Genomic DNA, 26,912 nt, shown 5'->3' on the forward strand with positions numbered 1-26,912 from the left:
CGCCGCCGCGTACGCGGCCGCGGCCGGTCAGCCGCTGCGCGGCGCCGGCAGGGCGCCCGTCCTCGCCTCGCCCGGGACCGTCTGGGCGGCTCTGGACGGCACGCCGCCACGGGCCGGCGGCACGTTCTGCGCCGCGGGCAGGGGGCGCGCGGCCGGGCCGGCGGCCGCCGGCTCCGTGCGCGCCTGACCGGGCGTCTCCCGCCCGGCCGCCGCGCCGCCGGACTGCGCCGCCGCCCGGCGTGCCCCGTACCGCCGGTGCACCGCCTGCTTGGTGACGCCCAGCGCCGACCCCACCGCGTCCCAGGAGAAGCCCAGCGAGCGGTCGAAGTCGACGGCGGCGGTCACCAGCGCCTCGACGCTGTCGCGCAGCTCCTGGGCGAGCCGCACGGTCGGCGCCGGGGCGCGGCCGTAGACGACGAAGCCGGCCGCGTGCCCCGTGCGCCGGGGGCGGTAGACGTTTCCCAGTTGCGCGGAGAGCGTGCGCAGTGCGTCCACCTGGCGGCGGACCCGTTCGATGTCCCGCACGAGCAGATGCAGACTGGCCCGTGCCTGAGCATCAGGGGTGGCGTGGTCGGCCATGAACAAGCCTCTCGAACCGGCGTCAGGGAAGGAAAAACGGGCCGGGGAGGAAGCGAGATGAGGGCCCGTCGTGGTCAATCTGACTTGACCAACGCGCCACCAGCCGCCGGAGTCACGGGCGTGGGGCGCGGCGTACGCCGAGACGGAGCGCGGCGCGAGCCGTACGCCCCCGAAGCGCGGGGCACCGGCGGACCGTAGACTCGGCACCCCCCCGCTCGCGCGCCGCGCGCGGGCGCCGGGCCCTCCTCACGCAGCATCACACAGCATCAGAAACGCTTCGAACGAATCAGGTGACCGACCCACGATGAGGCTCGTCTTCGCAGGAACCCCGGAGGTGGCCGTCCCCGCCCTGGACGCGCTGCTCGCATCGGACCGCCACGAGGTCGCCGCCGTCGTCACCCGCCCCGACGCCCCCGCGGGCCGGGGCAGGCGGCTGGCCGCAAGTCCGGTGGCCGAGCGCGCCCGCGAGGCGGGCGTGGAGATCCTGCGACCCGACAGGCCCCGCGACCCCGGCTTCCAGGCCCGGCTGCGCGCGATCGCCCCCGACTGCTGCCCGGTCGTCGCCTACGGCGCGCTGCTGCCCAAGAGCGCCCTCGACATCCCCCGCCTCGGCTGGGTCAACCTCCACTTCTCGATCCTCCCCGCCTGGCGCGGCGCCGCACCGGTGCAGCACGCCCTGCTCGCGGGCGACGAGATCACCGGCGCCACCACCTTCCAGATCGAGGAAGGGCTCGACTCCGGCCCCGTCTTCGGCGTTCTCACCGAGGAGATCCGCCCCCGCGACACCAGCGGCGACCTCCTCACCCGGCTCGCCCTGGCCGGGGCGGGGCTGCTGGTCGCCACCATGGACGGCATCGCCGACGGCACGCTGCGCGCCACCCCGCAGCCCGCCGAGGGCGTCACCACGGCGCCGAAGATCACCGCCGAGGACGCCCGCGTCGACTGGGAGGCGCCCGCGCTGCGCGTCGACCGCCTGGTGCGCGCCTGCACCCCCGCGCCCGGGGCGTGGACGGTCTTCCGCGGCGAACGCCTCAAGCTGCGCGAGCTCGCCCCCGACCCCGAGCGCACCGGGCTGCCCCCGGGGGAGATCGCCGCGGGCAAGCACGCCGTGCACGTCGGCACCGGCTCGCATGCCGTCGCGCTGCGCTGGGTGCAGCCGCAGGGCAAGAAGCCCATGCGCGCCGAGGACTGGGCGCGCGGCGTCCGCGTCGCCCCGGGCGAGCGACTGGGCGAGCCGGGCGGGCAGCGGTGAGCGACGCTCCTCCGCACGCGGGAGGTACCCCCAGCGCGGCTGCCGGGCCGCGGTCAGCGACGACGCGCGCACAACGCCGCGCGGACGGCCGTGTGAACAGCCGCTGCCGCGGCGGGGCGAACGGAGGCCAGCCGTGAGCGAACGGCCCCGCCACCACCCCTCGGGAGAGCGGGCCCGGCGGCCCCAGCGGCGCCCCCCGCGCCGCGACCCGGTGCGCGCGCTCGCCTTCGACGCCCTGCGCGCCGTCGCCGAGCGCGGGGCGTACGCCAACCTCGTGCTGCCCCCGCTGCTGCGCCGGGCCCGCGAGTCCGGCGAGCTCGACGCCCGCGACACCGCGCTGGCCACCGAGCTCGTCTACGGCACCCTGCGCCGGCAGGGCACCTACGACGCGGTCATCGCCGCCTGCGTCGACCGCCCCCTGGAGGCCGTCGACCCGCCTGTCCTCGACGTGCTGCGGATCGGGGCCCACCAGCTCCTCGGCACCCGCATCCCCAGCCACGCCGCCGTCAGCTCCTGCGTCGAGCTCGCCCGGCTCGTCGTGGGCGACGGGCGCGCGCGGTTCGTCAACGCCGTGCTGCGCCGGGTCGCCGGCCACGACCTGGACGGCTGGCTGGAACGCCTCGCCCCGCCGTACGACGAGAACCCCGAGGGGCACCTGGCCCTGGTCCACGCCCACCCCCGCTGGATCGTCTCTGCCCTCTGGGACGCCCTCGGCGGCGGCCGGGAGGAGATCGAGCGCCTGCTCGCCGCCGACAACGAACGCCCCGAGGTCACCCTCGCCGCCCGGCCCGGACGCAGCAGCGCCCCCGAGCTGCTCGCGGCGGCCAACGCCGGCGACCCCGGCCGCGCCCGCCCCGGCCGCTTCTCCCCCCACGCCGTGCGGCTGACCGAGGGCGGCGACCCCGGCGGCCTCCCCGCGGTGCGCGAGGGCCGCGCCGGCGTGCAGGACGAGGGCAGCCAGCTCGTGGCCCTCGCCTTCGCCCGCGCCCCGCTGGACGGCCCCGACGCCCGCTGGCTCGACGGCTGCGCCGGCCCCGGCGGCAAGGCCGCGCTGCTCGGCGCCCTGGCCGCCGAGCGCGGCGCCGCGCTGCTCGCCGCCGAGCTGCGCCCCCACCGCGCCCGCCTCGTGGCCCGCGCCCTGGCCGGCAATCCCGGCCCGTACCAGGTCGTCGCCGCCGACGGCACCCGGCCCGCCTGGCGGCCCGGCGCCTTCGACCGGGTCCTGGTGGACGTGCCCTGCACCGGCCTGGGCGCGCTGCGCCGCCGCCCGGAGGCCCGCTGGCGGCGCGAGCCCGGCGACCTCGACGGCCTCGTCCCGCTCCAGCGCGCCCTGCTGCGCGAGGCGCTCGCCGCCTGCCGCCCCGGCGGCGTGGTGGCGTACGCCACCTGCTCCCCGCACCTGGCCGAGACCCGCTCCGCCGTCACCGATGTGCTGAAACGCCCCGGCGAGCCGGCCGCCGAGTGGATCGACGCCCGCCCGCTGCTGCCCGGCGTGCCCGGCCTCGGCGACGGCCCCGACGTCCAGCTCTGGCCGCACCGCCACGGCACCGACGCCATGTACCTGGCGCTGCTGCGCCGCACCGCGTGACACCCGGCCCGCGACCCGGGCGCCGGGCGGGGTGCTGAATACTGGGGGTCATGGCACAGATCAACCCCAGCATCCTCTCGGCCGACTTCGCCCGCCTGGGCGAGGAGGCCAGGGCCGTCGAGGGCGCCGACTGGCTCCACGTCGACGTCATGGACAACCACTTCGTGCCGAACCTGACGCTCGGCCTCCCCGTCGTCGAGTCGCTGCGCAAGTCCACGGACACCCCGCTGGACTGCCACCTGATGATCGAGGACCCCGACCGCTGGGCGCCGCAGTACGCCGAGGCCGGGGCCGGCTCGGTCACCTTCCACGCCGAGGCCGCCGCCGCCCCCGTCCGGCTGGCCCGCGAGATCCGCCGCCAGGGCGCGCGCGCCGCCGTGGCGCTCAAGCCCGCCACCCCCGTCGAGCCCTACGAGGACCTGCTGCCGGAGTTCGACATGGTGCTCATCATGACCGTCGAGCCGGGCTTCGGCGGGCAGGCCTTCCTCGACATCATGCTGCCCAAGATCCGCCGCACCCGCCGGCTCATCGACCGCCACGGCCTGCCGCTGTGGCTCCAGGTCGACGGCGGCGTCTCGGCGGCCACCATCGAGCGCTGCGCCGAGGCGGGGGCCGACGTCTTCGTCGCCGGATCCGCCGTCTACGGCGCCGAGGATCCGGCCGGGGCGGTGCGGGCGCTGCGCGAGCGGGCCGAGCGCGCGGCGGCCTCCCGCGCCACCGCCGGCTGACCGCCTGCACCATGCACCGAAGGCCGTCAAGACCCGTGCACATCTGCGAGGATGAAACACGCACGACATGAGCGCGACGCGAGCCGTGAGGACTGTGAGGTGAGTGCGGTGTCGGCCGGAAGGTCAGCCACACGAATGGGACCGGCCGAGCTGATGCAGGCGGCGGCGATGGCCCGCCGCTTCTATCTGGAGGGGAAGTCGAAGATCCAGATCGCGGACGAGTTCGGGGTGAGCCGCTTCAAGGTCGCCCGCGTGCTGGAGTCCGCCGTCGAACACGACCTGGTGCGCATCGAGATCCGGGTCCCGGCCGAGCTCGACGCCGAGCGCTCCGACGCGCTGCGCGCCCGGTACGGCCTGCGGCACGTCGTGGTCGCCCAGTCCCCCTCGGACGCGATCGAGGACAACCCCGACCCGGAGCATCTGGGCGAGGTCGCGGCCGAGTTGCTGCGCGAGCTGGTCGCGGAGGGGGACGTGCTGGGGCTGGCCTGGGGGAGGTCCACCATCCACATGGCGGCGGCGCTGCGCGAGCTGCCGCCGTGCACCGTGGTGCAGCTGACGGGGGTGTACGACGCGGGGGCCGCCGAGCGCGGCTCGGTCGAGGCGGTACGCCGGGCCGCCGCCGTCTCCGGTGGGCAGGCCCACCCGATCTACGCCCCCATGCTGCTGCCCGATCCCGCGACCGCCGCGGCGCTGCGCGGCCAGCCGGGCATCGCCGCGGCGTTCGAGTTCTTCGACAGGGTGACGATCGCGGCCGTCTCCATCGGCTCCTGGGAGCCGGGCGTCTCCGCCGTCCACGACATGCTCGGCAAGGAGGAGCGGGAGCACTACGACTCGCTCGGCGTCGCCGCCGAGATGTCGGCGCACCTCTTCGACGCCGACGGGCGGCGGATCGGGCGGGACCTGGGGGAGCGGTGCATCACGGTCGAGGCCGACCGGCTGCGCCGGGTGCCCGAGGTGGTCGCGATCGCCGGGGGCCGGCGCAAGGCCGACGCCATCGCCGCCGTGCTGCGCTCCGGGCTGGTGACGAGCCTGGTCACGGACACGGTCGCGGCCGACCGGCTGCTCGCCCAGGACCCGGGCCGCCGCCCGGCGCTGGAGCGGGCCGACCCCGACCGCGAGTAGCGGCCCGGAGGGCCGGGCGGGGCCGAAACATCCCTGATCGGCGATAATGGCGTAGGAGCCACACGGTCCCCACCCGCACCGACCGCCTGAGAAGCAGGTGAGGAGAGCCATGAAGTTCCTCGGCGACGCACGGCCCCCGTACGACCTGACCTACGACGACGTCTTCATGGTCCCGGGCCGCTCCGCGGTCGCCTCCCGGCACGACGTCGACCTCGCCACCTCCGACGGCTCCGGCACCACGATCCCCGTCGTGGTGGCGAACATGACCGCGGTCGCCGGCCGGCGCATGGCCGAGACCGTGGCGCGCCGGGGCGGCCTGGTCGTGATCCCGCAGGACATCCCGCTCGACGTCGTCGCCGACGTGATCGGCTGGACCAAGCAGCGCCACCTCGTCTTCGACACCCCGATCGTGCTGGACCCGACCCAGACGGTCGGCGACGCGCTGGCGCTGCTCCCGAAGCGGGCGCACGGCGCGGGCGTCGTCGTCTCCGGCCACCGCCCGGTGGGCATCGTCACGGAGGCCGACCTGACCGGCGTCGACCGCTTCACGCAGCTCAGCGAGGTGATGAGCAAGGACCTGCTGGTGCTGGACGCGGGCATCGACCCGCGCGAGGCGTTCACCACGCTCGACGCCGCCCACCGCAAGATCGCCCCGACGGTGGACGTCGACGGCCGGCTCGTCGGCATCCTCAGCCGGCGCGGCGCCCTGCGCGCCACCCTCTACACCCCGGCGACCGACGCCACCGGCAGGCTGCGCATCGGGGCGGCCATCGGCATCAACGGCGACGCCGTGGCCCGTGCCAAGGGCCTGCTCGACGCCGGGGTGGACGTGCTGGTGGTGGACACCGCGCACGGCCACCAGGAGTCGATGCTCTCGACGCTCGCGGCGGTGCGCGGCCTGGACCCGCAGGTGCCGGTGGTGGCGGGCAACGTGGTCTCCCCCCAGGGGGTGCGGGACCTGATCGAGGCCGGGGCCGACATCGTCAAGGTCGGCGTCGGGCCCGGCGCCATGTGCACGACGCGGATGATGACCGGCGTCGGGCGCCCGCAGTTCTCCGCCGTGCTCGACTGCGCGGCCGAGGCGCGGCGGCTGGGCAGGCACGTGTGGGCCGACGGCGGCGTGCGGCACCCGCGCGACGTGGCCATGGCGCTGGCGGCCGGCGCGTCGAACGTGATGATCGGCTCCTGGTTCGCCGGCACCCACGAGTCGCCCGGCGACATGCAGCAGGACAGCGACGGGCGGCTGTACAAGGAGAACTTCGGCATGGCCTCCGCCCGCGCCGTGCGCAAGCGCACCGGCGAGGACTCGGCGTACGACCGGGCCCGCAAGGCGCTGTTCGAGGAGGGCATCTCCACCTCCCGGATGTACCTGGACCCCGCCCGCCCCGGCGTGGAGGACCTGGTCGACTCGATCATCGCGGGCGTCCGCTCGGCCTGCACCTACGCCGGAGCCGGCACCCTGGAGGAGTTCGCCGAGCGCGCGGTGGTCGGCGTGCAGAGCGCCGCCGGATACGCCGAGGGCCAGCCACTTCACGTCAGCTGGGACTGAGCGGCTGAAGGGCTGAAGCGCTGAGGGGTGAGGCCCGCCCTCCGTCCCGGTGTGGTGGGATGGCGGGCATGAACCAGCAGCGGGCACGCGAGGGTTACGCCGGCACGGGGCCGGGCGCCATCACCCCGGACGGCTGCGCCGTGGAGCTGTGGCTGCGCCTCCCGCCCGGCGAGGAGCCCGACATCATCGAGGCCGCCGTCCCGCCCGGCGCCCGCATCCTCGAACTCGGCTGCGGCGTCGGGCGGATGACGCACCCGCTGCTGGCGCGCGGCTTCGCCGTCACCGCCGTCGACGAGTCGCCGCAGATGCTCCGGCACGTGCGCGGCGCCCGCACCGTCGCGAGCCCCGTCGAGACGCTGGAGTTGGGGGACGAGCGCTTCGACGTGGTGCTGCTCGCCTCCTTCCTGGTGCACAACGGCGACCCGCGGGTGCGCCGGGGCATGCTGCGCGCCTGCCGCCGGTACGTCGCGGACGACGGCTGCGTGCTCATCCAGCGGGAGGGGGAGGGTTGGCACGCGCGCGTCCCCCGGGAGCGGCGCACCGGCGACGGCGGCCTGGTGCGGGTCGCGGCGTCCGAGCCGGCCGGACTGCCGGACACCTCGCGCGTCCGGGTGGAGTACGAGTACCCCGACGCCCGCTGGACGCAGACCTTCCTCTCCTACCGCTACACCGGCGACGCCTTCGAACGCGCCCTGGCAGGGGCCGGGCTCGCCGTGGACCGGGTCCTGACCGACGACGGCACCTGGGTGCGGGCCAGGCCCGTCTCCTGATTCGTCACCTTCCATTCCCCCGCGTTCTCCGACAGGTCAACCTCCGTGCATCGAGGCGGGGTTGTCCGGGCGATTACTCACGCGTAGCGTCAATTCGCGTAGACCGCCGCCCACTTGGGCCGCCCCCCTCACCGGAGGACGCGCATGCGCATACGTCATCGGCTCGCCACGGCTCTGACCGCTTCCGCCCTCGCTGTCGCCGCCGTCGCCACCACGGCCTCCCCGGCCAGCGCGGCACCGGCCGACAAGCCGCAGGTTCTCTCCAGCTGGACCCAGACGAGCTCCAGCAGCTACAGCGCCTGGCTCTCCGCCCGGAACAACCAGTCGGCCTGGTCCGCCTACGGGTTCGACTGGTCCACCGACTACTGCTCCTCCTCCCCGGACAACCCCTTCGGCTTCCCCTTTGAGGTGTCATGCGCACGCCATGACTTCGGGTACCGCAACTACAAGGCCATGGGCGCCTTCGACGCGAACAAGGACCGCCTGGACAGCGCGTTCTACGAGGACCTCAAGCGCGTCTGCGACGGCTACTCCGGCGCCACGGCGACGGCCTGCGACGGCCTGGCCTGGACCTACTACCAGGCGGTCAGGGCCTTCGGCTGACGGACACCCGCAGACCCCGCCGCCTCGGTAACGCCGGGCGGGCCGCGCCGGTCAGGCGCCGCCCGCCCGGCGCTGGCATCCTTGGCCCCACAGGCCCGCACGAGGAGTGAAGGAGCGGCAGCCCGTGACAGCCACCGGTCCCCGTCCCAGCGAGACCGCCCTCACCGCGTACCCCGTCGCCAACCCCCTGTCGCGGCTCACGCTCGCCGAGCTGCGCCGCCGCACCAGCATGAAGTGGCGGGCCTACCCCGAGGACGTGCTGCCGCTGTGGGTGGCGGAGATGGACGTGCCGCTGGCCGAGCCGGTCGTCGAGGCGGTGAACCGGGCGATGGCACTCGGCGACACCGGCTACCCGGCGGGCACGCGGTACGCCGAGGCGCTCGACGCCTTCGCGCGGCGGCGCTGGGGCTGGCCGGTGGCGGTGGAGCGCACCGCCATCGTCCCCGACGTCATGCTCGGCGTCGTCGAGATCCTCAGGCTGGTCACCGGGCCCGGCGACGCCGTCGTGGTCAACTCCCCGGTCTACCCGCCGTTCTACGCCTTCGTGCGGAACGCCGGCCGCCGCGTCGTCGAGGCGCCCCTGGACCCCGGCGGCCGGATCGACCCCGACGCCACGCGGGAGGCGTTCCGCCGCGCCACGGCCGGTGGCGGGCGGGCGGCGTACCTGCTGTGCAGCCCCCACAACCCCACGGGCACCGTGCACACCGCCGAGGAGCTGGCGTCGGTCGCGGAGCTGGCCCGCGCCCACGGGGTGCGCGTCGTCGCCGACGAGATACACGCTCCGCTGGTGCTGCCCGGCGCGAGCCACGTGCCGTACCTCTCGCTGGCGGGCGGCTCGGACGCGTTCTCGCTGATGTCGGCGTCGAAGGCGTGGAACCTCGCCGGGCTCAAGGCGGCGCTGGCGGTGGCGGGCGAGGACGCCGCGGACGACCTGGCCCGGATGCCCGAGGAGGTCAGCCACGGGCCGAGCCACGTCGGCGTGATCGCGCACACCGCCGCGCTGTCGGACGGCGGGCCGTGGCTGGACGCGGTGCTGCGCGGCCTGGACGAGAACCGGGCGCTGCTGGGCGAGCTGCTGGCCGAGCACCTGCCCGTGGTCGGCTGCCGGCCGCCCGAGGGCACCTACCTGGCCTGGCTGGACTGCCGCCGCCTGGGCCTGGGCGACGACCCGGCCGCGGCGTTCCTCGAACGGGGCCGGCTGGCCCTCGTGCCGGGCCACCACTTCGGCACCGGCGGCGAGGGCCACGTGCGGCTCAACCTGGCGGCCTCACCCGAGGTGATCGCGGAGGCCGTGCGCCGGATGGCCGCCGTCGCCTCCGCTGCCGCCGGCGCCGGCGGCGGGTGAGCTCCGGCCGCCCGCGCGCAGGGCCCGCCGGCTCCGGGGCCGGGGCCGCAGCGCCCCGGCGATCAGCACCATGACGGCGAGGGCCGCCGTCACGACGCCGAAGGACACGCGCAGCGAGGCGAGTTCGCCGACCCCGCCGATGAGCGTGGGGGCGACGAGGCCGGTGGTGTAGGTGACGGTGGCCACCCCGGCGATCGCCTGGCCGGCGTTGTCGCCCGTGCGCCCGGCGGCGGCGAAGCACAGCGGCACGACGACCGCGACGCCGACGCCCAGCAGCGCGAACCCCGCCAGACCGGCCGCCGGGACCGTGGCGGTCACCACCAGCACCGCGCCGGTCAGGGCCACCGCGCCGCTCAGGCGCACGGTGCGGACCGGGCCGAGGCGCCGCACCACCGGGTCACCGGCGAGGCGGGCGGCTGCCATGGTGGCGTTGAACGCCGTGTTGCTGGCCGCGGCGATGGTCTCCGAGGTGCCGGTGGCGTCCCGGAGGTAGACCCCCGACCAGTCCGCGCTGGCCCACTCCGCGAGGATCGCGCACATGCCGACGGCGCCGATGAGCAGCGCGGAGCGGGGCGGCAGCGCGAAGCGCGGAGGCGGCTCCTCCTCGGGCTCGGGCCGGGTGTCGAGCAGGCCGCGGCAGGCCACCGGCGTGGTGGCGACGAGCGCCAGCGCGACCAGCGTCAGGTGGACGCGGGCGTCCACCTCGGCGTGGACGGCGGCCACGCCGACCGCCGAGCCGCTGAGGGCGCCGACGCTCCACATGCCGTGCAGCCCGGACATGATCGACCGGCCGTAGCGCCGCTCCACCTCCACGCCCTGGGCGTTGATCACCACGTCCGCCATGCCCGCGCCCGCGCCCTGCACGAGGAGCGTGAGGCACAGCACCGGCAGCGAGGGCGCCAGGACGGGCAGTGCGAGGGAGGCGCACCACAGCGCCAGCAGTCCGCGCACCGCGGCGCGCGCTCCACGGCGGTGCGCTACGCCGCTGGCCAGCGGCATGGCGAGCGCGGCGCCCACCGGGGCGAAGGCGAGCGCGAGGCCGAGTTGCGCGGTGGTGAGGTCCAGGCGGTCGGTGAGCCAGGGGATGCGGGTGGCGAAGCTGCCGGCGACGACGCCGTGGAGCACGAAGGCGAGGCTGATGGCCACGCGGGACCGGCGCATGCGGGCGGGGTGGTCGGTGGGCACGGGGTCGGTGGGTGAGGGGTTCGACGACCGAGTCGAAGACATGGCGGGATATTATCAGGAAGGCTTCCTAATAGAAGTTGTTTTGGAAAACTCCCCCGACCCGGCGAGGATTCGTCGCATGACCACAGCGCGTACCGCCTCCCCCCGCACGGCCCGCGCCATCAACGACCGCATCGCGCTGGACCTGCTGGCCGACCGCGGCCCGCTGACCGCGGCCCAGCTGCGGGAGCTGACGGGACTGTCCCGGCCCAGCGTCGCCGACCTCCTCGACCGCCTGGGCCGCGGCGGCCTGGTCGCCGTCGTCGGCGAGGCGGGCGCGCAGCGCCGGGGGCCCAACGCCCGCCTCTACGGGCTGGTCGCCGAGCGCGCCCACGTCGCCGCCCTGGACGTGCGCACCGACGGCGTCTCGTTCGTCCTGGCCGATCTGGCCGGCCAGGCGGTGGGCGGCGCCGGGCTGCCGGCCGCGCGTGGCCCGGGTCGCGACCCGGCCGGCGTCGTCGGCGCGGCGGTCGCCTCGCTGGAGGGCGCCATGCGCGAGGCCGGGGTCACCACACTGCACACCGCCGTCATGGGCGCCCCGGGCCTGGCGGACCCGGCCACCGGAGCCCTGCGCCCCACCGGTGACCTGCCCCGCTGGCACGCCGAACTGCTCTCCACGCTCCGGGAGCGGCTGGGCTGCCCGGTGGCCGTCGAGAACGAGGTCAACCTCGCTGCCATCGCCGAGCACCGGCTGGGCGCGGTCCGCGACCGCGACACCTTCGTCCTGCTGTGGCTGGGCCACGGCATCGGCGCCGGCGTGGTCCTCGACGGCACGCTGCGCCGTGGCGCCTCCGGCGGCGCCGGCGAACTCGGCTTCCTCCCGGTGCCGGGGACCGGCGGCATGCCCTCGGCCGTCGACTGCGGCGGCGGTCTCCACGCGCTGGCCGGCTCCGACGCGGTCCTCGCGCTGGCCCGGGCACACGGCCTGGCCGTGGAGGGCGAGGGCGTCGAGGAGGCGGTGGCCGTGGTGGCCCGCGCCGCCGAGGCGTTGGACGACGGCGCGGCGGTTGACCCGTCCGGCGCCGCCGAGGCGGCCGGCGCCGAGGGGCGGGAAGGCGACGACGCAGCCGACCTCGCCCCGGGCGGCGGGGGCGCATCGGTCTCCGCCAACGCCGATGCGGGCGCTCCTGCGGTCCCGCCGAACGGCGCCCGCGCTCGCCCCGCAGGGGCCGCCGCGGGCGAAGCAGCCGGTGCCGGGGTGTCGGCTGACGCCGACGCGGTGGGTGATGCCGCGTCGGCCGCCGCGCCGGGCGGGGGAATCCTCGACGGTGCCGCGTCGGGGGGCGGGGGCGCATCGGCCTCCGTCGGCGCCGATGCGGGCGGTGCCGCGGTCCCGCCGAACGGTGGTGCCGAAGCCGCAGGCGGTGCCGCGCCGGGCCGCGCAGCCGCAAACGGCGCCGCGACGGCGGGGGAGGGCGCGGCGGCCCCCGGCGCCGATGCCGGCGGCGCGGCGGCTCCGCCGCCGAACCGCGCGCGGCGCCGCTCCGGTGCGGCCGAGCCGCACGAGGCGTTCCTCAGCGAGCTGGCCGAACGCCTCGCCGTCGCCGTCGCCTCGGTCACCGTCGTCCTCGACCCCGGCTGCCTCGTCCTCGGCGGCGAGCTGGGCCGGGCCGGCGGCGCGGCGCTGGCCGTCCGCGTCCAGCGCTGCCACGAGGTCCTCTCGCCGCTGCGCACCGAGGTACGCGCCGCCACCCTCACCGGCAGCCCGGTGCTCCACGGCGGCCTGCTCACCGCCCTGGACGCCGCCCGGCGGGACCTGTTCGACCCCGTCGGCGCCGCCCGGGCGTTGTGAACCCTCCCACAGCCGGGCCGCGTCGTCGCCCGGCCATGGCACACTGGATGCCGTATCAGCGACGTAGCGCACTCCGGGGTCGGTGAAAGTCCGAACCGGCGGTAACAGTCCGCGACCCGGCCGCCGCCAGCGGCCGGTTGACCAGGTGGAACTCCTGGACCGACGGTGAAAGTCCGGATGGGAGGCAGTGCGCGGCGAAGCGGGACGGGCACACGACGCCCCAGCCGTCGGCCACCCCCAGGGGTGGCCGCGTCACCGGCCGGGCGCCCGCCGCCCCCGCCCCTCCTCGCCCTGTCCCGTATGACGCCCCGGAGCCGTGCCCGACGAGGCAGGAGGCATCCGGTGGCGGACGACAGCGCCACGCACCCCCGCGGCCGGGAGGCCGAGGCGATGCGCCGCGCCCTCGCGCTCGCCGCCCGGGGCCTGGGCGCCACCAGCCCCAACCCCGTCGTCGGCTGCGTCATCCTCGACGCCGCCGGGAGCCTCGCGGGCGAGGGCTGGCACCGCGCCGCGGGCGGCCCGCACGCCGAGATCCACGCCCTGGCCGACGCCGGCGACGCCGCCCGCGGCGGCACCGCCCTCGTCACCCTCGAACCCTGCAACCACACCGGCCGCACCGGCCCCTGCGCACAGGCCCTCATCGACGCCGGCATCGCCCGCGTCGTCTACGCGGTCGCCGACCCCAACCCCACCGCGCGCGGCGGCGCCACCACCCTCGCCGCCGCCGGCATCGACACCGAGGCCGGGCTGCTGGCGGAGGAGGCCGAGGCCGTCAACGCCGCCTGGCTGACGGCCGTCCGCCGCTCCCGCCCCTTCGTGCGCTGGAAGTACGCCGCCACCCTCGACGGCCGCGTCGCCGCCGCCGACGGCACCAGCCGCTGGATCACCGGCGAAGCCGCCCGGGCCGACGTGCACCGGCTGCGCGCCGAGGCCGACGCCGTCGTGGTGGGCTCCGGCACCGCCCGCGCCGACGACCCCCACCTCGCCGCCCGGGGCCTGCCCGGCGCCGTGCAGCCGCTGCGCGTCGTCGTCGACACCGAGGCCCGCGCCGTGCGGCCCGGCGCCCGCGTCCTGGACGGGGCCGCGCCCACCCTGATCGCCGTGGCAGCCGACGCCCCCGCCGGCCGCACCGCGCCGCTGGAGCGCCACGCCGAGGTGGCCCGCCTGCCGCGCGCCGACGGCGGCCGTGGCGGCCTCGACCTGCCCGCGCTGCTCGCCGCGCTGTACGGGCGCGGCGTCCGCTCCGTCCTGCTGGAGGGCGGGCCCACGCTCGCCGGGGCGTTCACCGCCGCCGGATACGTCGACGAGATCACCGCCTACCTCGCCCCCGCCCTGCTCGGCGGAGGCCCCCACGCCCTGGCCGACGCCGGAATCACCACCATCACACAGGCGTTGCGCCTCAGGGTTGACGCCGTCGTCCCCCTCGGCCCCGACCTGCGCATCACCGCCGTACCCCTCCCCAAGGAGACCTGAGTGTTCACGGGAATCATCGAAGAGCTGGGCGAGGTCCTCGCCCTGGAACGCGAGGGAGACTCCGCGCGGCTGCGGCTGCGCGCCTCCGTGGTCACCGAGGACGCCGCCCACGGCGACTCCATCGCCGTCAACGGCGTCTGCCTGACCGTCGTCGCCACCGGCGAGGGCGAGTTCACCGCCGACGTGATGGCCGAGACGCTGGCCCGCTCCAACCTCGGCACGCTCGCCCCCGGCGACCGCGTCAACCTCGAACGCCCCACCCGGCTCGGCGGCCGGCTCGGCGGTCACCTGGTCCAGGGGCACGTGGACGGCACGGCCGCCATCCTCAGCCGCGCCCCCGGCGAGAACTGGGAGGCCGTCGCCTTCGCGCTGCCCGCCGACCTCGCCCGCTACGTGGTGGAGAAGGGCTCCATCACGGTGGACGGCGTGAGCCTCACCGTCGTCTCCGCCGCCGACGACCACTTCACCGTGGGCCTCATCCCGACCACCCTCCAGCTGACCACCCTCGGCCGCAAGCGCGTCGGCGACGTGGTGAACCTGGAGGTCGACATCGTCGGCAAGTACGTCGAACGCCTGCTGGCCGACCGCGGGGTGAGCAGCGGGGTGAGCGCGCCATGAGCGTGCTCGACCAGCTCAACTCCACGGCGTTCACCGCCTTCGACCAGCACGTCATGTGGTCCGACATGGCCGGCAACCTCGCCGGCCTGGCCGCGCTCGCGCTCGGCTGGCGCCGCTCGATGCTCACCTGGCCCGTCCAGCTGCTCTCCGGCGTCATCCTCGTCGCCGCCTACGCCTCGGCGCAGCTCGGCGGGGGAGTGGGCAAGCAACTCCTGGTCATCGTCGTGGCGCTGTGGGGCTGGCGGGCCTGGCAGCGGGGCCGCCGCGACTCCCACGACGGCCAGATCGCGGTCCGCTTCGCCACCTGGCGCGAGCGCGGCGCCCTCGCGGCCGGGGCGGCCGTCGGCACGCTGGCCGTCGGCGGCCTGTTCACGGCCTTCCCCGACCTGTCCTGGAACCCCTGGCCCGACGCGTACATCTTCGTCGGCACGCTCGTGGCCATGGTCGCCCAGGCCCGCGGCCTGGTGGAGTTCTGGTTCGCCTGGCTGCTGGTCGACGTCGTCGGCGTCCCGCTGGCGTTCTCCTCCGGCCTGCCCTTCTCCGGCCTGGTCTACGTCGTCTACTTCGGCCTGGTGCTGTGGGGGATGCGCGCCTGGTGGCTGCGCTCCCGCGAGGCAGCGCCCCGGCCCGCCCGCCTCACGCCCGCAACCGATGGAGTGGCAGCATGACCGTGACACACCTTGCCCCCGCTGGGCCTGCGTTCGACGTGGCGCTCGACCCGGTCGAGCGCGCCGTGGCGGACATCGCGCTCGGCCGCCCCGTCGTGGTCGTCGACAGCGCCGACCGGGAGAACGAGGGCGACCTCGTGATCGCCGCCGAGCTGATCACGCCCGAGGTCGTGGCGTTCATGATGAGCCAGTGCCGCGGCCTGATCTGCGTGCCGATGGAGCCCGCCGAGCTGGACCGGCTCGAGCTCCCGCAGATGGTCGAGAAGAACACCGAGTCGATGGCCACGGCGTTCACCGTCTCCGTCGACGCCACCGCGGCCCACGGCGTCACCACCGGCATCTCCGCCGCCGACCGGGCCGCCACCATCCGGCTGCTCGCCGACCCGGACGCCACCCCCGCCGACTTCGCCCGCCCCGGCCACGTCTTCCCGCTGCGCGCCCGCCCCGGCGGCGTGCTGACCCGGCCCGGCCACACCGAGGCCGCCGTCGACCTGGCGCGGCTGGCGGGCCTGCGCCCGGCGGGCGTCGTCGTGGAGATCGCGGGCGAGGACGGCACCATGCTCCGGCTGCCCGAACTCACCGCCTTCGCCCGGCGGCACGGCCTGGCGGTCATCTCCATCGAGGATCTCGTGGCCTACCGCCGCCGCGCGGGCGAGGCCGAGGCGTCGCCGCCCGTACGCCGCGAGCCCGCCCCGGCCGTACGCCGCGAGGCGGAGACCGTGCTGCCCACCGGCCACGGCGACTTCCGCGCCTACGGCTACCGCTCCACCCCCGACGGGGTCGAGCACATCGCCCTCGTGGCCGGGGAGATCGGCGACGGCGAGGACGTCCTGGTCCGCGTCCACTCCGAGTGCCTGACCGGCGACGTCTTCGGCTCGCAGCGCTGCGACTGCGGCCCCCAGCTGCGGGCCGCCCTGGACCGGATCAGCGCCGAGGGCCGCGGCGTCGTGCTCTACCTCCGCGGCCACGAGGGCCGGGGCATCGGGCTGCTGTCGAAGCTGCGCGCCTACGAACTCCAGGAGCGGGGCCGCGACACCCTCGACGCCAACCTGGAGCTCGGCCTGCCCGCCGACGCCCGGGACTACGCCGCCGGCGCCCGGATCCTCGCCGACCTCGGCGTCCGCTCGCTGCGGCTGATGACGAACAACCCCGACAAGACCGACGCCCTGGCGCGGCACGGCCTGCGCGTCACCGGCCGCGAGCCCGCGCCCGTCCCGGCCGGCCGCCACAACCTGCGCTACCTGCGCACCAAGCGGGACCGGATGGGACACGACCTGCCCTGGCTGGACGCCGCCCCGGTCTCCCCCTGCGGCAACCAGTGAACGCCAACTACGCCAACGACGCCAACGACGCCGACGGCACCGACGGCACCGACGGCACCAACCACGGAAACGACGAACGAGAGGAGCAGCGGTGAGCGGCAAGGGCGCGCCACGAGTGGCGGTGGAGGACAGCGAGGGACTGCGCGTCGCCGTGGTCGCGGCGCAGTGGCACCAGACCGTGATGGACGGCCTCGTCGACGGCGCGCTGCGGGCGCTGGACGAGCTCGGCGTCGACCGGCCCACCCTGCTGCGCGTCCCCGGCAGCTTCGAACTGCCCGTGGCCGCCCGCGCGCTGGCCGCCAAGGGCTACGACGCCGTCGTCGCCCTCGGCGTCGTCATCCGGGGCGGCACCCCCCACTTCGACTACGTCTGCCAGGGCGTCACCCAGGGCCTCATTCAGGTCGGCGTCGACCACGGGGTTCCCGTCGGCTTCGGCGTTCTCACCTGCGACACCGAGGATCAGGCCCTGGACCGGGCCGGGCTGCCCGGCTCCGCCGAGGACAAGGGCCACGAGGCCGCCACCGCGGCCGTCGCCACCGCCGCCACCCTGCGGTCCCTGGCCGGGCCCCGGGACCGGAACCCGGCCCGCGAGGCCGTAGGCTAAGAGCACCATGGCGAACAAGACATTCGACGGCCTCTTCGCCGAGCTCCAGCACAAGGCCGCCACCGGCGACCCGGCCACCTCCCGCACCGCCGAACTGGTCGCCGCCGGCGTCCACGCCATCGGCAAGAAAGTTGTCGAGGAGGCCGCCGAGGTGTGGATGGCCGCCGAGCACGAGGACGCCGACCGCGCCGCCGAGGAGATCTCCCAGCTGCTCTACCACGTGCAGGTCATGATGGTGGCGCGCGGCATCTCCCTCGACGACGTATACGCTCACCTCTGACCGCCGCGACGTGACCGTCCCGTCCCCGTTCCCGTCCCCCGCACCGAGCCGTAAAGGAACCCCCGTCCATGCTGCGCATCGCCGTCCCGAACAAGGGAACCCTCTCCGAGCCGGCCTCGGCGATGCTGCATGAGGCCGGCTACCTGCAGCGCAAGGACCGCAGGGAACTGGTGCTGATCGACGCCGAGAACCAGGTGGAGTTCTTCTACCTCCGGCCGCGCGACATCGCCGTGTACGTCGGCTCCGGCACGCTGGACATCGGCATCACCGGCCGCGACCTGCTGCTGGACGCCGGCGCCCCGGCCGAGGAGATCATGCAGCTCGGCTTCGGCGCCTCCACCCTCCGCTACGCCGCCCGCCCCGGCACCGTCACCGACGTGCGGGAGTTCGGCGGCCTGAGGGTCGCCACCTCCTTCGCCGGGCTCGTCGCCCGCCACCTGGCCGAGCACGACGTCGAGGCCTCCGTCGTCCCCCTCGACGGCGCCGTCGAGACCGCCATCCAGCTCGGCGTCGCCGAGGTCATCGCCGACGTCGTGGAGACCGGGACCACGCTGCGCAACGCCGGGCTCAAGATCATCGGTGATCCGGTGCTGGAGTCCGAGGCGGTGGTGATCCGCCACGAGGGCGGCGACCCGGCCAACGGCCGGGTGCAGCAGTTCCTGCGGCGCCTCCAGGGCGTCCTGGTCGCCCGCAGATACGTGATGATGGACTACGACATCCGGGCCGAGCTGGTCGACAAGGCCGTCGCCCTCACCCCGGGCCTGGAGTCGCCCACCGTCTCCTCGCTCCACGACAGGGGCTGGGTCGCGGTCCGCTCGATGGTGCCGGTGCGCGACGCCCAGCGGGTCATGGACGAGCTGTACGAGCTCGGCGCCCGCGCCATCCTGACCACCGGCATCCACGCCGCCCGGCTGTGACGCCCCCTGGGCCGGAGCGGGAGCCCGGGCCGGAGCCCGAGCCTGGGCCGGAGCCGGAGCTCCCCGAGCCGCCCGGCCTGCCCGTCACCTTCCGTCCCGTGGTCACCCGCATCGTGCTGATGTGCGTCGGCGCGGCCACCTTCGGCGTCCTGACGCTGGTCGCCCTCCTGCTGCCCGCCCGGGGCGCGGTGAGCTGGAGCCCGGGAGACCGCATCGCCGTCAGCTCCAGCGGCCTGCTGGCCTGGGGCGTGCTCGCGCTGCTCAGCCGCCCCAAGGCGGTCGCCGACGCCGAGGGCCTGACCGTCGTCAACCTCACCACCCGGCGCCGGCTGGCCTGGGCCGAGATCCTGCGGGTCTCGCTCCGGCCCGGCGACCCGTGGGTCACGCTCGACCTGGCCGACGGCACGACCCTGGCGGTGATGGCGATCCAGCCGGGCGTCGCCCGCCGCCGCGCCGTGGCCGACGCCCGGACCCTGCGCGCCCTGGCCGAGACCCACGGCACGGCCACCCCGCCGGGCGACGGCGGCTGAGGGGCCCCGCCCCGGATCCCCGACGCTCCCCGACGTTTGCGCCCGGGGCGGCCGACGCCGCGCGCATCACAGCTCCGCCGCGCCCCCGCCCTCGCCGCCCTGCGAACGGTCCCGGCCCCGCCCGGCCAGCACCTCGCCGTAGGCCTGCATCAGGTCCGGCAGCCGCAGCGTCGACAGCTCCTGCCGGGTCGGCGCCGTGGCCGACTCCGACAGCCGCATGTCCCGGAAGGAGCAGCTCGTCTCGTACAGCGTGCGCAGGAAGCGGCCGTTGCCCAGCTCGTCGATCCAGCCCTCGGCCACCACGTGCTCGCCGATGCTGCGCAGTTCCTCCAGCGCCTCCTCGTCCCACACGTCCCCGTGCTCGGCGGCCAGCAGCTCGCCGATGGCCGTCAGCTCCGCCGGCTGGTAGCTGGGGAACTCCACCCGGGCCGCGAAGCGCGAGGACAGGCCGGGGTTGGCCGCCAGCAGCCGGTCCATGCCCTCCGGGTACCCCGCGAGGATGACGACCAGGTGCTCCCGGCTGTCCTCGGCCCGCTTCAGCAGCACCTGCAACGCCTCGTCCCCGTAGGCGTCGCCCTTGCTGTAGCCGGAGTGGACCAGGCTGTAGGCCTCGTCGATGAAGAGGACGCCGCCCAGCGCCGAGTCGATCAGCCGGTTGGCCTTCACCGCCGTCTGCCCCAGGAACTCCCCGACCAGGTCGGCCCGCTGCGCCTCCACCAGCCTGTCGTGGCTGAGCACCCCGAGCGCGTGGAAGATCCGCCCGAGTATCCGCGCCACCGTCGTTTTTCCCGTCCCCGACGGGCCGGAGAAGACGAAGTGCCGCTTCGGCGGCTGCACCGGCAGGCCCTGCCCGGATCGCAGCCGGGCCATCCGCAGCTGCGCGGACATCGCCCGCACCTGCTCCTTGACCGGCTCCAGCCCGACCATGCGGTCCAGCTCCCTCAGCGAGCGCTCCAGCAGCGCCGGATCGCCCGCGAGAACGCCGCCGCCCGCCGCCCCGTGGTCCCCGGTCGTGCCCGGCCCGGCCGGATACCGCCACGCCGCGCCCGCGGGAGCGGCGGGCGAGGGCACCAGCCGCTCGGGCGCCGGGCTCGGCGAGGCGGGCTGGCCGGGGGAGAGGGGGGCCGAGGGCGCGGACGGCGAGGCGGGGGAGAGGCCGTCGTCGGCGGCGTAGGGCAGCGGCTCCGGGGAGGTCAGCGCGCCCGGCGGCGGCACGCCGCCCGCGCCCGCCCCCACGCCCGCCCCCACGCCGGGCCAGGCGTCCGCGCCGAGCCCGCTGCCGAGGCCTCCGGGGCCCCCGAGACCCCCGAGTCCGCCGGCCGGGGAGGCGAACAGCGCGGCGGCGTCCGGGTCCTCCTCCGCCATCGCCGCCAGCCGCTCCGCCGTGTCCATGAACTCGGGGTCGGCCTCGTGCACCGCCCGGTACAGCGGCAGCGCCGCCGCGCTGCGCCCGCTGCCCTCCCGCGCCCGCGCCAGCCAGTACCGCAGCTCCTTGCGCTGCGGCTGCTCGGTGCGGCACCGCATCAGCGCGGCGGCCAGCAGCGGCTCCGCCTGGTCGTACATCTCCAGCCGCACCCGCGCCATGCCCGCGAACAGGCCCGCCTCCACCCCCAGCTGCGGGTCGTCGACCAGCGAGGCGGTGAAGCGGAACAGCCCCTCCCAGTCCTTGGCCAGGTAGCACCGGCAGGCGTGCAGGAAGCGGGTGCCGGGGTCGGACTGCGGCGAGGGGCAGGCGGCCAGGGCCAGGTCGAGCTCGGCCATGCGGCGGCCGTCCAGCAGCTGCGAGGCGTACGCCAGCAGCAGGTCACGCTGGGTCTCCAGCACCGGCTGCACCCACCAGCCCAGCCAGTACCAGGAGCTCAGCGGACGCCCGTGGCGCGCCCGCTGCTCCCCGAAGCGCCCCCGGTTGCGGTGCATCTGCTGCAGCGCGACCGGCACGTCGGCGCGCAGCGCGTGCAGGCCCAGCCAGGCGTCGGCCATGCCGGGGTCCTGGCGCACCGCGGCGCGGAACTCCTCCTCGGCCTCGGGGTAGGCGGCGGCCGTGTACGCGTCCACGCCGCGCAGCCACGCCAGATCGGCCGGGCCGTGCGACACGTGGCCGCCCTGCGTGCCTGAATCCATGCTGACCCCCACTCACGGGTGCTCCGCCTGCCGCCGGCCACCCCCGGCGCCGGGAGGGAATCACGCGCAGGCATCGTAACTGGCGCCCCTCGGCGTTATCAGGATATCGGCAAAGGGGCTTGACGGATCATCAGCGAAGTGCCGCAGCTCGGCCGCCGTCCATTCCCGCCAGAAGTCCGCCTGCCCCGGGCCGTCCCGCCGCCTGCCCCGCTCCCACGCCACGGACGAGGGCACCGCCAGCCAGATCAGGAAGGCGAGGTGCGGCCGCAGCGCCCGGCGGCCGGCGCCGACGCCCTCCACCAGGACCACGGGCGCGGGCGGAAGCGAGGCGGTACGCGCGAACTCCCGGCGTTCCCAGTCGTAAACGGGATAGTGGGCGGTCCGGCCGCGGCCGAGCGGGCCGAGCACGCCGCCGGTGACCCGCTCCGTCCAGCCGAAGAGGGCGTCGTGGCTGGCGACGTCGTCCAGGTGCAGCACCGGCGCGCCGCCGAGCTCGGCCGCCAGCGCGCCCGCCAGCGTCGTCTTGCCCGAGCCGGCGTGTCCGTCGACGGCGACCAGCCGCACCGGACCGCAGGACGGCGGCAGGGAGCTCAGCCGGGCGGCCAGCCGGGGCAGGGTGTTCACCGCGACAGCGTAGGTCACGGCGGACAGCCCGCGCGGCGTGCCACAGGTCAGACCAATATTGCTGTTTGGCTGTTCTCCGGTATTACTTCTCGTCAGCTCCGTGAGCGGAGATAGTGGTGCCCTGCCGACCTCGTCCCGCCGCGCCGGGGCCCAAGGACACGACCGGGAGACCATCACCGTGACCATGACGCCACGCCGTACCGTACTCGCCGCCGCCGTCGCCGCCGCGGTCGGCACCCCCGCCGCGCTCGCCGCCACCGCCGACGCCGCCAGCGGCACGGCCGCCCCCGCCCCCGCCGGCGGCACCCGGCCCTACCGGCCCCGCCCCGGCGACGCCGCCGCCTCCACCATCGAGTACCGGGGCTGGGCCACGGCGGCCGACTGGCGCGGCGGCACCGCCGAAGGCGTCTCCGTCGCCGACGGCAAGCGCCCCGGCGTGGCGATCGCCAGCCCGGCCGGCACCGTGGACTACGCCGACCCGCACACCGGCACCACCGCCTCCTGGGAGTACGCCCGCTGGCTCTCGCCCGTCCACACCGCGGCCACCCCCGCCAGCGAGCTGATCGCCTCGTGGAACGCCGCCACACCCGCCGGAACGTTCATCCGCGTCGAGATGCTCGGCAGCTACAGCGACGGCACCGACACCCCCTGGTACACCCTGGGCGTATGGGCCTCGGGCGATGCGGACATCCGCCGCACCTCCGTCGACGGCCAGGAGGACGGCAAGTCGACCGTCTGGACCGACACCGTCGCCATCGACGACACCGACAGCGCGCTGCGCCTGGCCTCCTACCGGCTCCGGCTCACGCTCTACCGCGCGCCCGGCAGCGGCGCCACGCCCACCGTGTGGCGGCTGGGCGCGATGACCTCGGACGTCCCCGCCCGCTTCGAGGTCCCCCAGACCGCCCCCGGCGTCGCCGCCGGCGTCGAGCTGGACGTGCCGTCGTACTCGCAGAACATCCACATCGGTCAGTACCCGGAGTACGACAACGGCGGCGAGGCGTGGTGCAGCCCGACCTCCTCGCAGATGATCATCGAGTACTGGGGCCGCCGCCCCAGCGCGGAGGACGTCGCCTGGGTGAACCCGGACTTCGCCGACCCGCAGGTCTGCCACGCGGCCCGCTTCACCTACGACTACCAGTACGAGGGCTGCGGCAACTGGCCCTTCAACGCCGCCTACGCCGCCACCTACCGCGACATGCGCGGCGTGGTCACCCGCATCGCCTCTCTCACCGACGCCGAGCGGCTCATCAAGGCGGGCATCCCGCTGATCACCTCGCAGTCCTTCTACGAGGCGGAGCTCGACGGCGCCGGGTACGGCACCTCCGGGCACCTGATGACCGTCATCGGCTTCACCGAGGACGGCGACGTCATCGCCAACGACCCGGCCAGCGACTCCAACGCCGAGGTCCGGCGCGTCTACCCCAGGCGGCAGTTCGAGAACATCTGGCTGCGCACCCAGCGCTACCGCGAGGACGGCACCGTCGCCTCCGGCACCGGCGGCGTCTGCTACCTCTACTTCCCGGCGGCTCTCTCCGCAGCCCAACGCCGTGCACTCGCGTCCGTGGGCGTGCGCTGACCAGCCACGCGATGGCCCTCGTGCGACACCACACGGGGGCCATCTTTCGTGATCACTTAGGTGCTGGGGAGAATCTGGGGAGATCTTTTAGGAGACAGGTGGCTCTCCACGAGTGGAACCGTTCGCTCATCGAGCGGGTTTGGCGTATCCGCTGCAGGCCACGCCCTCGCCCCGGCGGGAGCTGCGCGTGACATACGAGAGTCCCTGGCGTCGGGTGGTGCTGTCGAAGTGGACCAACTCCGGTGCCTGCACGCCAATGTTGCTGCTGGGATCGCACACCAGGTAGATCCCGACCGGCCCGAGGACCAGCGAGGCGACGAAGGCCAGCATCAGGAAGAGGGCACTCTCGCCCGCCAACCCGGTGATCCACAACGACACGATCCCTGTCAGAAGGGCGACGGCCGAGACCAGGGAGCGGATCACCGGGCCGCGGCGGAGGCGTTTGGTGGTCCCCAGGTCCTGGATGATGAACATGCCCTCGCGCCCGCAGTGTCCGCACCGCACGGCCACCCGCGCCTCGCCGTGGTCAGGACGGCGCACCACATACGAGGTCTCCCGGATCTTGGTCCGTGACAGGCCGGGCTCGTGCTTGTGCTCCATCTGGTGCAGCATCGTGAGCTTGATCTGGTCAGGCACGGTCCACGACACAGGATGCCCCCTTAGCGCTGTCCACCGGACGCCGCTGCTACCTGCCAACCGGGGGCCGCAGTCTATCCGTCATCGAAGCGCCTCGGCTGCCCCAGCCTGTCCTGGTGCAACCTCGCCCGCCCCACGGGCCTCAACCAGCTCTGCTGCCAAGTGGTCCTCCAGCCTGCGTGGGGCGAACATGACGAGGGGCATGCCAGCGAGACAGACCAGGACGCCGATGATGTCGAAGAGGTCAGGGTTCAGCGACCATGGCACCGTCGCCTCCGGCACCGGCGGCGTCTGCTACCTCTACTTCCCGGCGGCTCTTTCCGCAGCCCAACGTCGTGCACTCGCGTCCGTGGGCGTGCACCATCGTCCGGAAGCGCTGGCCCCGGACAGGGCCTGCTGCCCGCCTGCGGGCGCGGCCACCGTTGGTCATCGGCGGGACGAGCGTGCCATCCGGTGGGCCGATGACGACGCGGTGGCCGCGACCGCGGGGCCGGCTCGCGGCGGAGGTGAGCCGCCAGGGATCGGCCGATCTCAGCCGATCGTGAACGTCTGGTGGTCGCCACCGTCGTACGGGCGCTGCTCGCACGGGGCACCCTCGGCGTCGCCGGCCGTGAGGTAGAGGCCGCTGAAGCGGTTGGCGAGGCGGATCCGGCCCTCGCCCGCGTCCTCCACCAGCCACTCGTCGTTGGTGTCGGACCCGGCGGCGTACTCGTACTGGATGACCGTCGCGCCGGCGTCACGGGGCGCGCTGCCGATGACCACGTCCTTGCCGCTGCCCTGGATGACGAGCCGGGTGTACCCACCGGCGACCGGGGTGAACTCGAACCGCTGGTGCGGGCTGTCGCTGCCCGGCGACCGGACGATCTTCGCGTCGTTGGCGTCCGAGCCGCCCTCGACGCCGAGGACATGGTCGCTGCCCGCGACGGTCACCTGGTGATATCCCGCCGCGACGGACGGGACCCTGGTCAGCTTGACCGCGTGACCACCGTCAGCCACCTCCTCGACGCTGAGGGGGTCGCCGGCCGCGATGACCTGGCTGGTGCGGACCAGGCCGTCGGGCCCGTCGGTGGTGATCTCGGCCTGCCAGGTTCCGGTCGCCCCGAGGAAGGCCGTCGGGTACGACGTGGTGCCGGCGCCCCCGCGCCGGAACGAGCCGACGAACCACCGGTCGCCGTTGCGGCGGGCGATGACGGCGCCGGTGAGCGGATCGCCCGAGACGTACCGCGTCTCGTCCCAGACGCTCGGCAGCGTGCGCAGCCATCGCTGCGCCTCCGGGCGCGCCTGGTAGTCCGGGACCGTGCTGCCGGGCAGCAGGATGCCGCTGTCGAGCACCACGCCGAGGCCGAGTTCCGCGCCGTCGCTGTTCGGGTTGGACATCTGGAAGCTCATCGGCGAATAGTCGGTCGGGCCGATCGCGCCGCGCGTGAACGGGATCGAGGCCACGTGCTCGATGGTGCGGTCCGCTCCGTACTCCTCGCCCCGGATGGCTTCGGAGGTCAGCACGTGCGGCCACGTCCGGTGCACCCCGACCGGCAGGCGCGAGCCGTGCAGGTCGACCATCAGCTGGTGGTCGCGGGCGTCGGCCAGCGTCGCGTCGTACCACTGGTGGAGGGCCTGGGTCTCCGAGCCCATGAAGTCCAGCTTCACGCCCACCACGCCCCACTCGGTGATCGTGGTGAACTGATCCCGGCGTTTGTCGGCGGTGTCCAGGTCCAGCCAGTGGTACCAGAGCATGATCCGCACGCCCCGGTCGCCGGCGTAGGCCACGAGCTCGGGAATGATCGAGGGTGACTCCTTCCAGCCGTCGTCCACCAGCAGGTAGGGCCAGCCCTGCGAGGCGGCGTAGTCGGCCCACTGCTTGAGCTTCTCCAGGTCGCGCTGGGTTTCGTGCATGCCGTCGAACCAGGGCCACGCGGAGACGCCCGGCCGGATCCACGACATGTCCGTGACCTGCGACGGCGCCGCCACGTCATCGACCAGCGTGGATTCCACGACGGTCCCGGTGGTGCCGATGACGGCGACGCGCCACGCGGTCGCGAAGGGCCCGGTCCGCTGGATCTCCGCGTCGGCCAGCGCCACGGTGAACCGGCCCGTGCCCTGGTCGTGGGCGAACCGGCCCCCCGAATAGCCGCCGTCCACGCCGGACTCGGCCAGCAGCACGCTGGCGCCGTCCGCGAGCTGAGCGAACATGCTCATGCCGTACTCGCCGCTCGGCACGGAGGACACCGCCGAGGTCGTGTACAGGTTCTCGTGGTCGTTCGCGAACGGCTCGCAGGTCAGCTGGGCGTCGGCCGGGAGCTCGAACGACGTCGCCTCGCCCAGGACCGTGGCGTCCGACGGCAGTTCGTAGCGCAGCGCCACGCCGTCCGCGGAGGTACGCACGCACACGGTGATCTCGGCGGAGCCCTTGGCGAACACCAGCCGCGTCTCCGTGGCGGTCCGCTCCCGGACGCGGGACTTCCCCGCCACGACGTCGTAGGTGAACGAGCTGGCCTCGTCGCCGCGGCTGACGAACTCCAGCCCGGTGGTGTAGTCGGCCTCCGCGGTCACCAGCCCGATCGGAGCGGGCAACAGGACCGGCTGGCAGTCCCACGTGGCCTCCAGGGTGAGCGCCCCGTTCGCGTCCAGGGCCACGGTGGCGCGCACGCCGTCGCAGCCGGATGACGGGACGCCGGGCTGGACCGATGTCCAACTGCCCGGCGCCGCCGCGGCCGCGCGCGTGGTTATGGTCGCCGCCGTGGCGGCGCCGACGGTCGTCGCGGCCATGGCCGTGAGCACGCTTCGGCGTGTCGGTCCTGGCATGGTGATTCCTCTCCTGTCTGTCCAGCACCATCGGTGCTGCGGCTCGAACCTGAGATGCGACAGATTCGGACGAAGGGCCTACGGGCAGCAGGGCGCAGGGGATGCGCACGGGCAGGCCGCGCTCCGCCAGGGCACATGGGATGTATTAACGACGCCCGTCCCCTCCTCTGTCCAGAGGGGCGGACG

Annotated in this window: 23 protein-coding genes, 1 pseudogene and 1 riboswitch; of the genes and pseudogenes, 18 read left to right on the forward strand and 6 right to left on the reverse strand. The window is 75.2% G+C overall.

The window, feature by feature from the left end:
* Nucleotides 1–27 precede the first annotated feature (27 nt).
* Nucleotides 28–579, reverse strand: coding sequence for a hypothetical protein (locus tag ACTWQH_RS22990; protein WP_443288595.1), 552 nt, complete (start codon nt 577–579; stop codon nt 28–30).
* A 304-nt stretch (nt 580–883) separates the two neighbouring features.
* On the opposite strand from ACTWQH_RS22990, the gene fmt reads away from it, so the two are divergent.
* The 8 genes from fmt to ACTWQH_RS23030 all read left to right on the forward strand — a co-directional run bounded on the left by fmt (nt 884) and on the right by ACTWQH_RS23030 (nt 9,536).
* Nucleotides 884–1,831: a methionyl-tRNA formyltransferase gene (gene fmt / locus ACTWQH_RS22995; protein WP_443288596.1), complete on the forward strand. Its 948-nt coding sequence runs from the start codon at nt 884–886 to the stop codon at nt 1,829–1,831.
* A gap of 133 nt (nt 1,832–1,964) precedes the next feature.
* Nucleotides 1,965–3,419: an RsmB/NOP family class I SAM-dependent RNA methyltransferase gene (locus tag ACTWQH_RS23000; RefSeq protein ID WP_443288597.1), complete on the forward strand. Its 1,455-nt coding sequence runs from the start codon at nt 1,965–1,967 to the stop codon at nt 3,417–3,419.
* A 50-nt stretch (nt 3,420–3,469) separates the two neighbouring features.
* On the forward strand, nt 3,470–4,147 hold the full coding sequence (gene rpe / locus ACTWQH_RS23005) for a ribulose-phosphate 3-epimerase (RefSeq protein WP_443288598.1): 678 nt from the start codon (nt 3,470–3,472) through the stop codon (nt 4,145–4,147).
* Nucleotides 4,148–4,282: 135 nt separating this feature from the next.
* On the forward strand, nt 4,283–5,269 hold the full coding sequence (locus ACTWQH_RS23010) for a sugar-binding transcriptional regulator (RefSeq protein WP_443288599.1): 987 nt from the start codon (nt 4,283–4,285) through the stop codon (nt 5,267–5,269).
* A 109-nt stretch (nt 5,270–5,378) separates the two neighbouring features.
* On the forward strand, nt 5,379–6,818 hold the full coding sequence (locus tag ACTWQH_RS23015) for a GuaB1 family IMP dehydrogenase-related protein (protein WP_443288600.1): 1,440 nt from the start codon (nt 5,379–5,381) through the stop codon (nt 6,816–6,818).
* 68 nt (nt 6,819–6,886) lie between these two features.
* A complete protein-coding gene (locus ACTWQH_RS23020; RefSeq protein ID WP_443288601.1) occupies nt 6,887–7,588 on the forward strand; it encodes a methyltransferase domain-containing protein in 702 nt (233 codons plus the stop codon).
* Nucleotides 7,589–7,738: 150 nt separating this feature from the next.
* On the forward strand, nt 7,739–8,191 hold the full coding sequence (locus ACTWQH_RS23025) for a phospholipase (RefSeq protein WP_443288634.1): 453 nt from the start codon (nt 7,739–7,741) through the stop codon (nt 8,189–8,191).
* A gap of 229 nt (nt 8,192–8,420) precedes the next feature.
* The gene (locus ACTWQH_RS23030; protein WP_443288635.1) at nt 8,421–9,536 is read left to right on the forward strand and encodes a MalY/PatB family protein; all 1,116 of its coding nucleotides are present in this window, start codon (nt 8,421–8,423) and stop codon (nt 9,534–9,536) included.
* Here the strand turns inward: ACTWQH_RS23030 and ACTWQH_RS23035 are convergent.
* The gene (locus ACTWQH_RS23035; RefSeq protein WP_443288602.1) at nt 9,459–10,763 is read right to left on the reverse strand and encodes an MFS transporter; all 1,305 of its coding nucleotides are present in this window, start codon (nt 10,761–10,763) and stop codon (nt 9,459–9,461) included. The two genes, ACTWQH_RS23030 and ACTWQH_RS23035, sit on opposite strands and share 78 nt — an antisense overlap.
* 76 nt (nt 10,764–10,839) lie before the next feature.
* On the opposite strand from ACTWQH_RS23035, the pseudogene ACTWQH_RS23040 reads away from it, so the two are divergent.
* The 9 genes and pseudogenes from ACTWQH_RS23040 to ACTWQH_RS23080 form a co-directional block, all read left to right on the forward strand.
* Nucleotides 10,840–11,787: pseudogene (locus tag ACTWQH_RS23040) on the forward strand (ROK family transcriptional regulator); the annotation flags it as partial.
* 829 nt (nt 11,788–12,616) lie between these two features.
* Nucleotides 12,617–12,747, forward strand: a riboswitch (FMN riboswitch).
* A gap of 195 nt (nt 12,748–12,942) precedes the next feature.
* Nucleotides 12,943–14,025, forward strand: a complete 1,083-nt coding sequence (gene ribD, locus ACTWQH_RS23045; protein ID WP_443288636.1) for a bifunctional diaminohydroxyphosphoribosylaminopyrimidine deaminase/5-amino-6-(5-phosphoribosylamino)uracil reductase RibD — start codon at nt 12,943–12,945, stop codon at nt 14,023–14,025.
* The gene (locus ACTWQH_RS23050) at nt 14,026–14,643 is read left to right on the forward strand and encodes a riboflavin synthase (protein ID WP_443288603.1); all 618 of its coding nucleotides are present in this window, start codon (nt 14,026–14,028) and stop codon (nt 14,641–14,643) included.
* On the forward strand, nt 14,640–15,311 hold the full coding sequence (locus ACTWQH_RS23055; protein ID WP_443288604.1) for a nicotinamide mononucleotide transporter family protein: 672 nt from the start codon (nt 14,640–14,642) through the stop codon (nt 15,309–15,311). Before ACTWQH_RS23050 ends, ACTWQH_RS23055 begins: the two co-directional genes overlap by 4 nt.
* On the forward strand, nt 15,308–16,633 hold the full coding sequence (locus ACTWQH_RS23060) for a bifunctional 3,4-dihydroxy-2-butanone-4-phosphate synthase/GTP cyclohydrolase II (protein WP_443288605.1): 1,326 nt from the start codon (nt 15,308–15,310) through the stop codon (nt 16,631–16,633). The genes ACTWQH_RS23055 and ACTWQH_RS23060 overlap by 4 nt, the downstream gene beginning before the upstream one ends.
* A 91-nt stretch (nt 16,634–16,724) precedes the next feature.
* Nucleotides 16,725–17,237: a 6,7-dimethyl-8-ribityllumazine synthase gene (ribH, locus tag ACTWQH_RS23065; protein ID WP_443288606.1), complete on the forward strand. Its 513-nt coding sequence runs from the start codon at nt 16,725–16,727 to the stop codon at nt 17,235–17,237.
* Between the two features lie 7 nt (nt 17,238–17,244).
* Nucleotides 17,245–17,517 carry a phosphoribosyl-ATP diphosphatase gene (locus ACTWQH_RS23070; protein WP_443288607.1) on the forward strand — a complete coding sequence of 91 codons (273 nt, stop codon included), beginning with the start codon at nt 17,245–17,247 and terminating at the stop codon, nt 17,515–17,517.
* Between the two features lie 68 nt (nt 17,518–17,585).
* A complete protein-coding gene (gene hisG, locus ACTWQH_RS23075; protein ID WP_443288608.1) occupies nt 17,586–18,434 on the forward strand; it encodes an ATP phosphoribosyltransferase in 849 nt (282 codons plus the stop codon).
* A gap of 119 nt (nt 18,435–18,553) precedes the next feature.
* Nucleotides 18,554–18,964, forward strand: a complete 411-nt coding sequence (locus ACTWQH_RS23080) for a PH domain-containing protein (protein ID WP_443288637.1) — start codon at nt 18,554–18,556, stop codon at nt 18,962–18,964.
* Between the two features lie 66 nt (nt 18,965–19,030).
* On the opposite strand, the gene ACTWQH_RS23085 is transcribed toward ACTWQH_RS23080, so the two are convergent.
* Nucleotides 19,031–21,085, reverse strand: coding sequence for an AAA family ATPase (locus ACTWQH_RS23085; RefSeq protein ID WP_443288609.1), 2,055 nt, complete (start codon nt 21,083–21,085; stop codon nt 19,031–19,033).
* A gap of 60 nt (nt 21,086–21,145) precedes the next feature.
* Nucleotides 21,146–21,700, reverse strand: coding sequence for a uridine kinase family protein (locus ACTWQH_RS23090; RefSeq protein ID WP_443288638.1), 555 nt, complete (start codon nt 21,698–21,700; stop codon nt 21,146–21,148).
* A 193-nt stretch (nt 21,701–21,893) separates the two neighbouring features.
* On the opposite strand from ACTWQH_RS23090, the gene ACTWQH_RS23095 reads away from it, so the two are divergent.
* On the forward strand, nt 21,894–23,288 hold the full coding sequence (locus tag ACTWQH_RS23095) for a peptidase C39 family protein (protein ID WP_443288610.1): 1,395 nt from the start codon (nt 21,894–21,896) through the stop codon (nt 23,286–23,288).
* Nucleotides 23,289–23,414: 126 nt separating this feature from the next.
* Here ACTWQH_RS23095 and ACTWQH_RS23100 read toward each other — a convergent pair whose 3' ends face one another.
* Entirely contained in the window at nt 23,415–23,924 is a 510-nt protein-coding gene (locus tag ACTWQH_RS23100; protein WP_443288611.1) for a hypothetical protein, read from the reverse strand.
* Between the two features lie 531 nt (nt 23,925–24,455).
* Nucleotides 24,456–26,726: a glycoside hydrolase family 97 catalytic domain-containing protein gene (locus tag ACTWQH_RS23105; protein WP_443288612.1), complete on the reverse strand. Its 2,271-nt coding sequence runs from the start codon at nt 26,724–26,726 to the stop codon at nt 24,456–24,458.
* Between the last annotated feature and the right edge of the window lie 186 nt (nt 26,727–26,912).

Source organism: Streptomyces sp. 6N223 (assembly GCF_052246635.1).
Classification (GTDB): domain Bacteria; phylum Actinomycetota; class Actinomycetes; order Streptomycetales; family Streptomycetaceae; genus Streptomyces.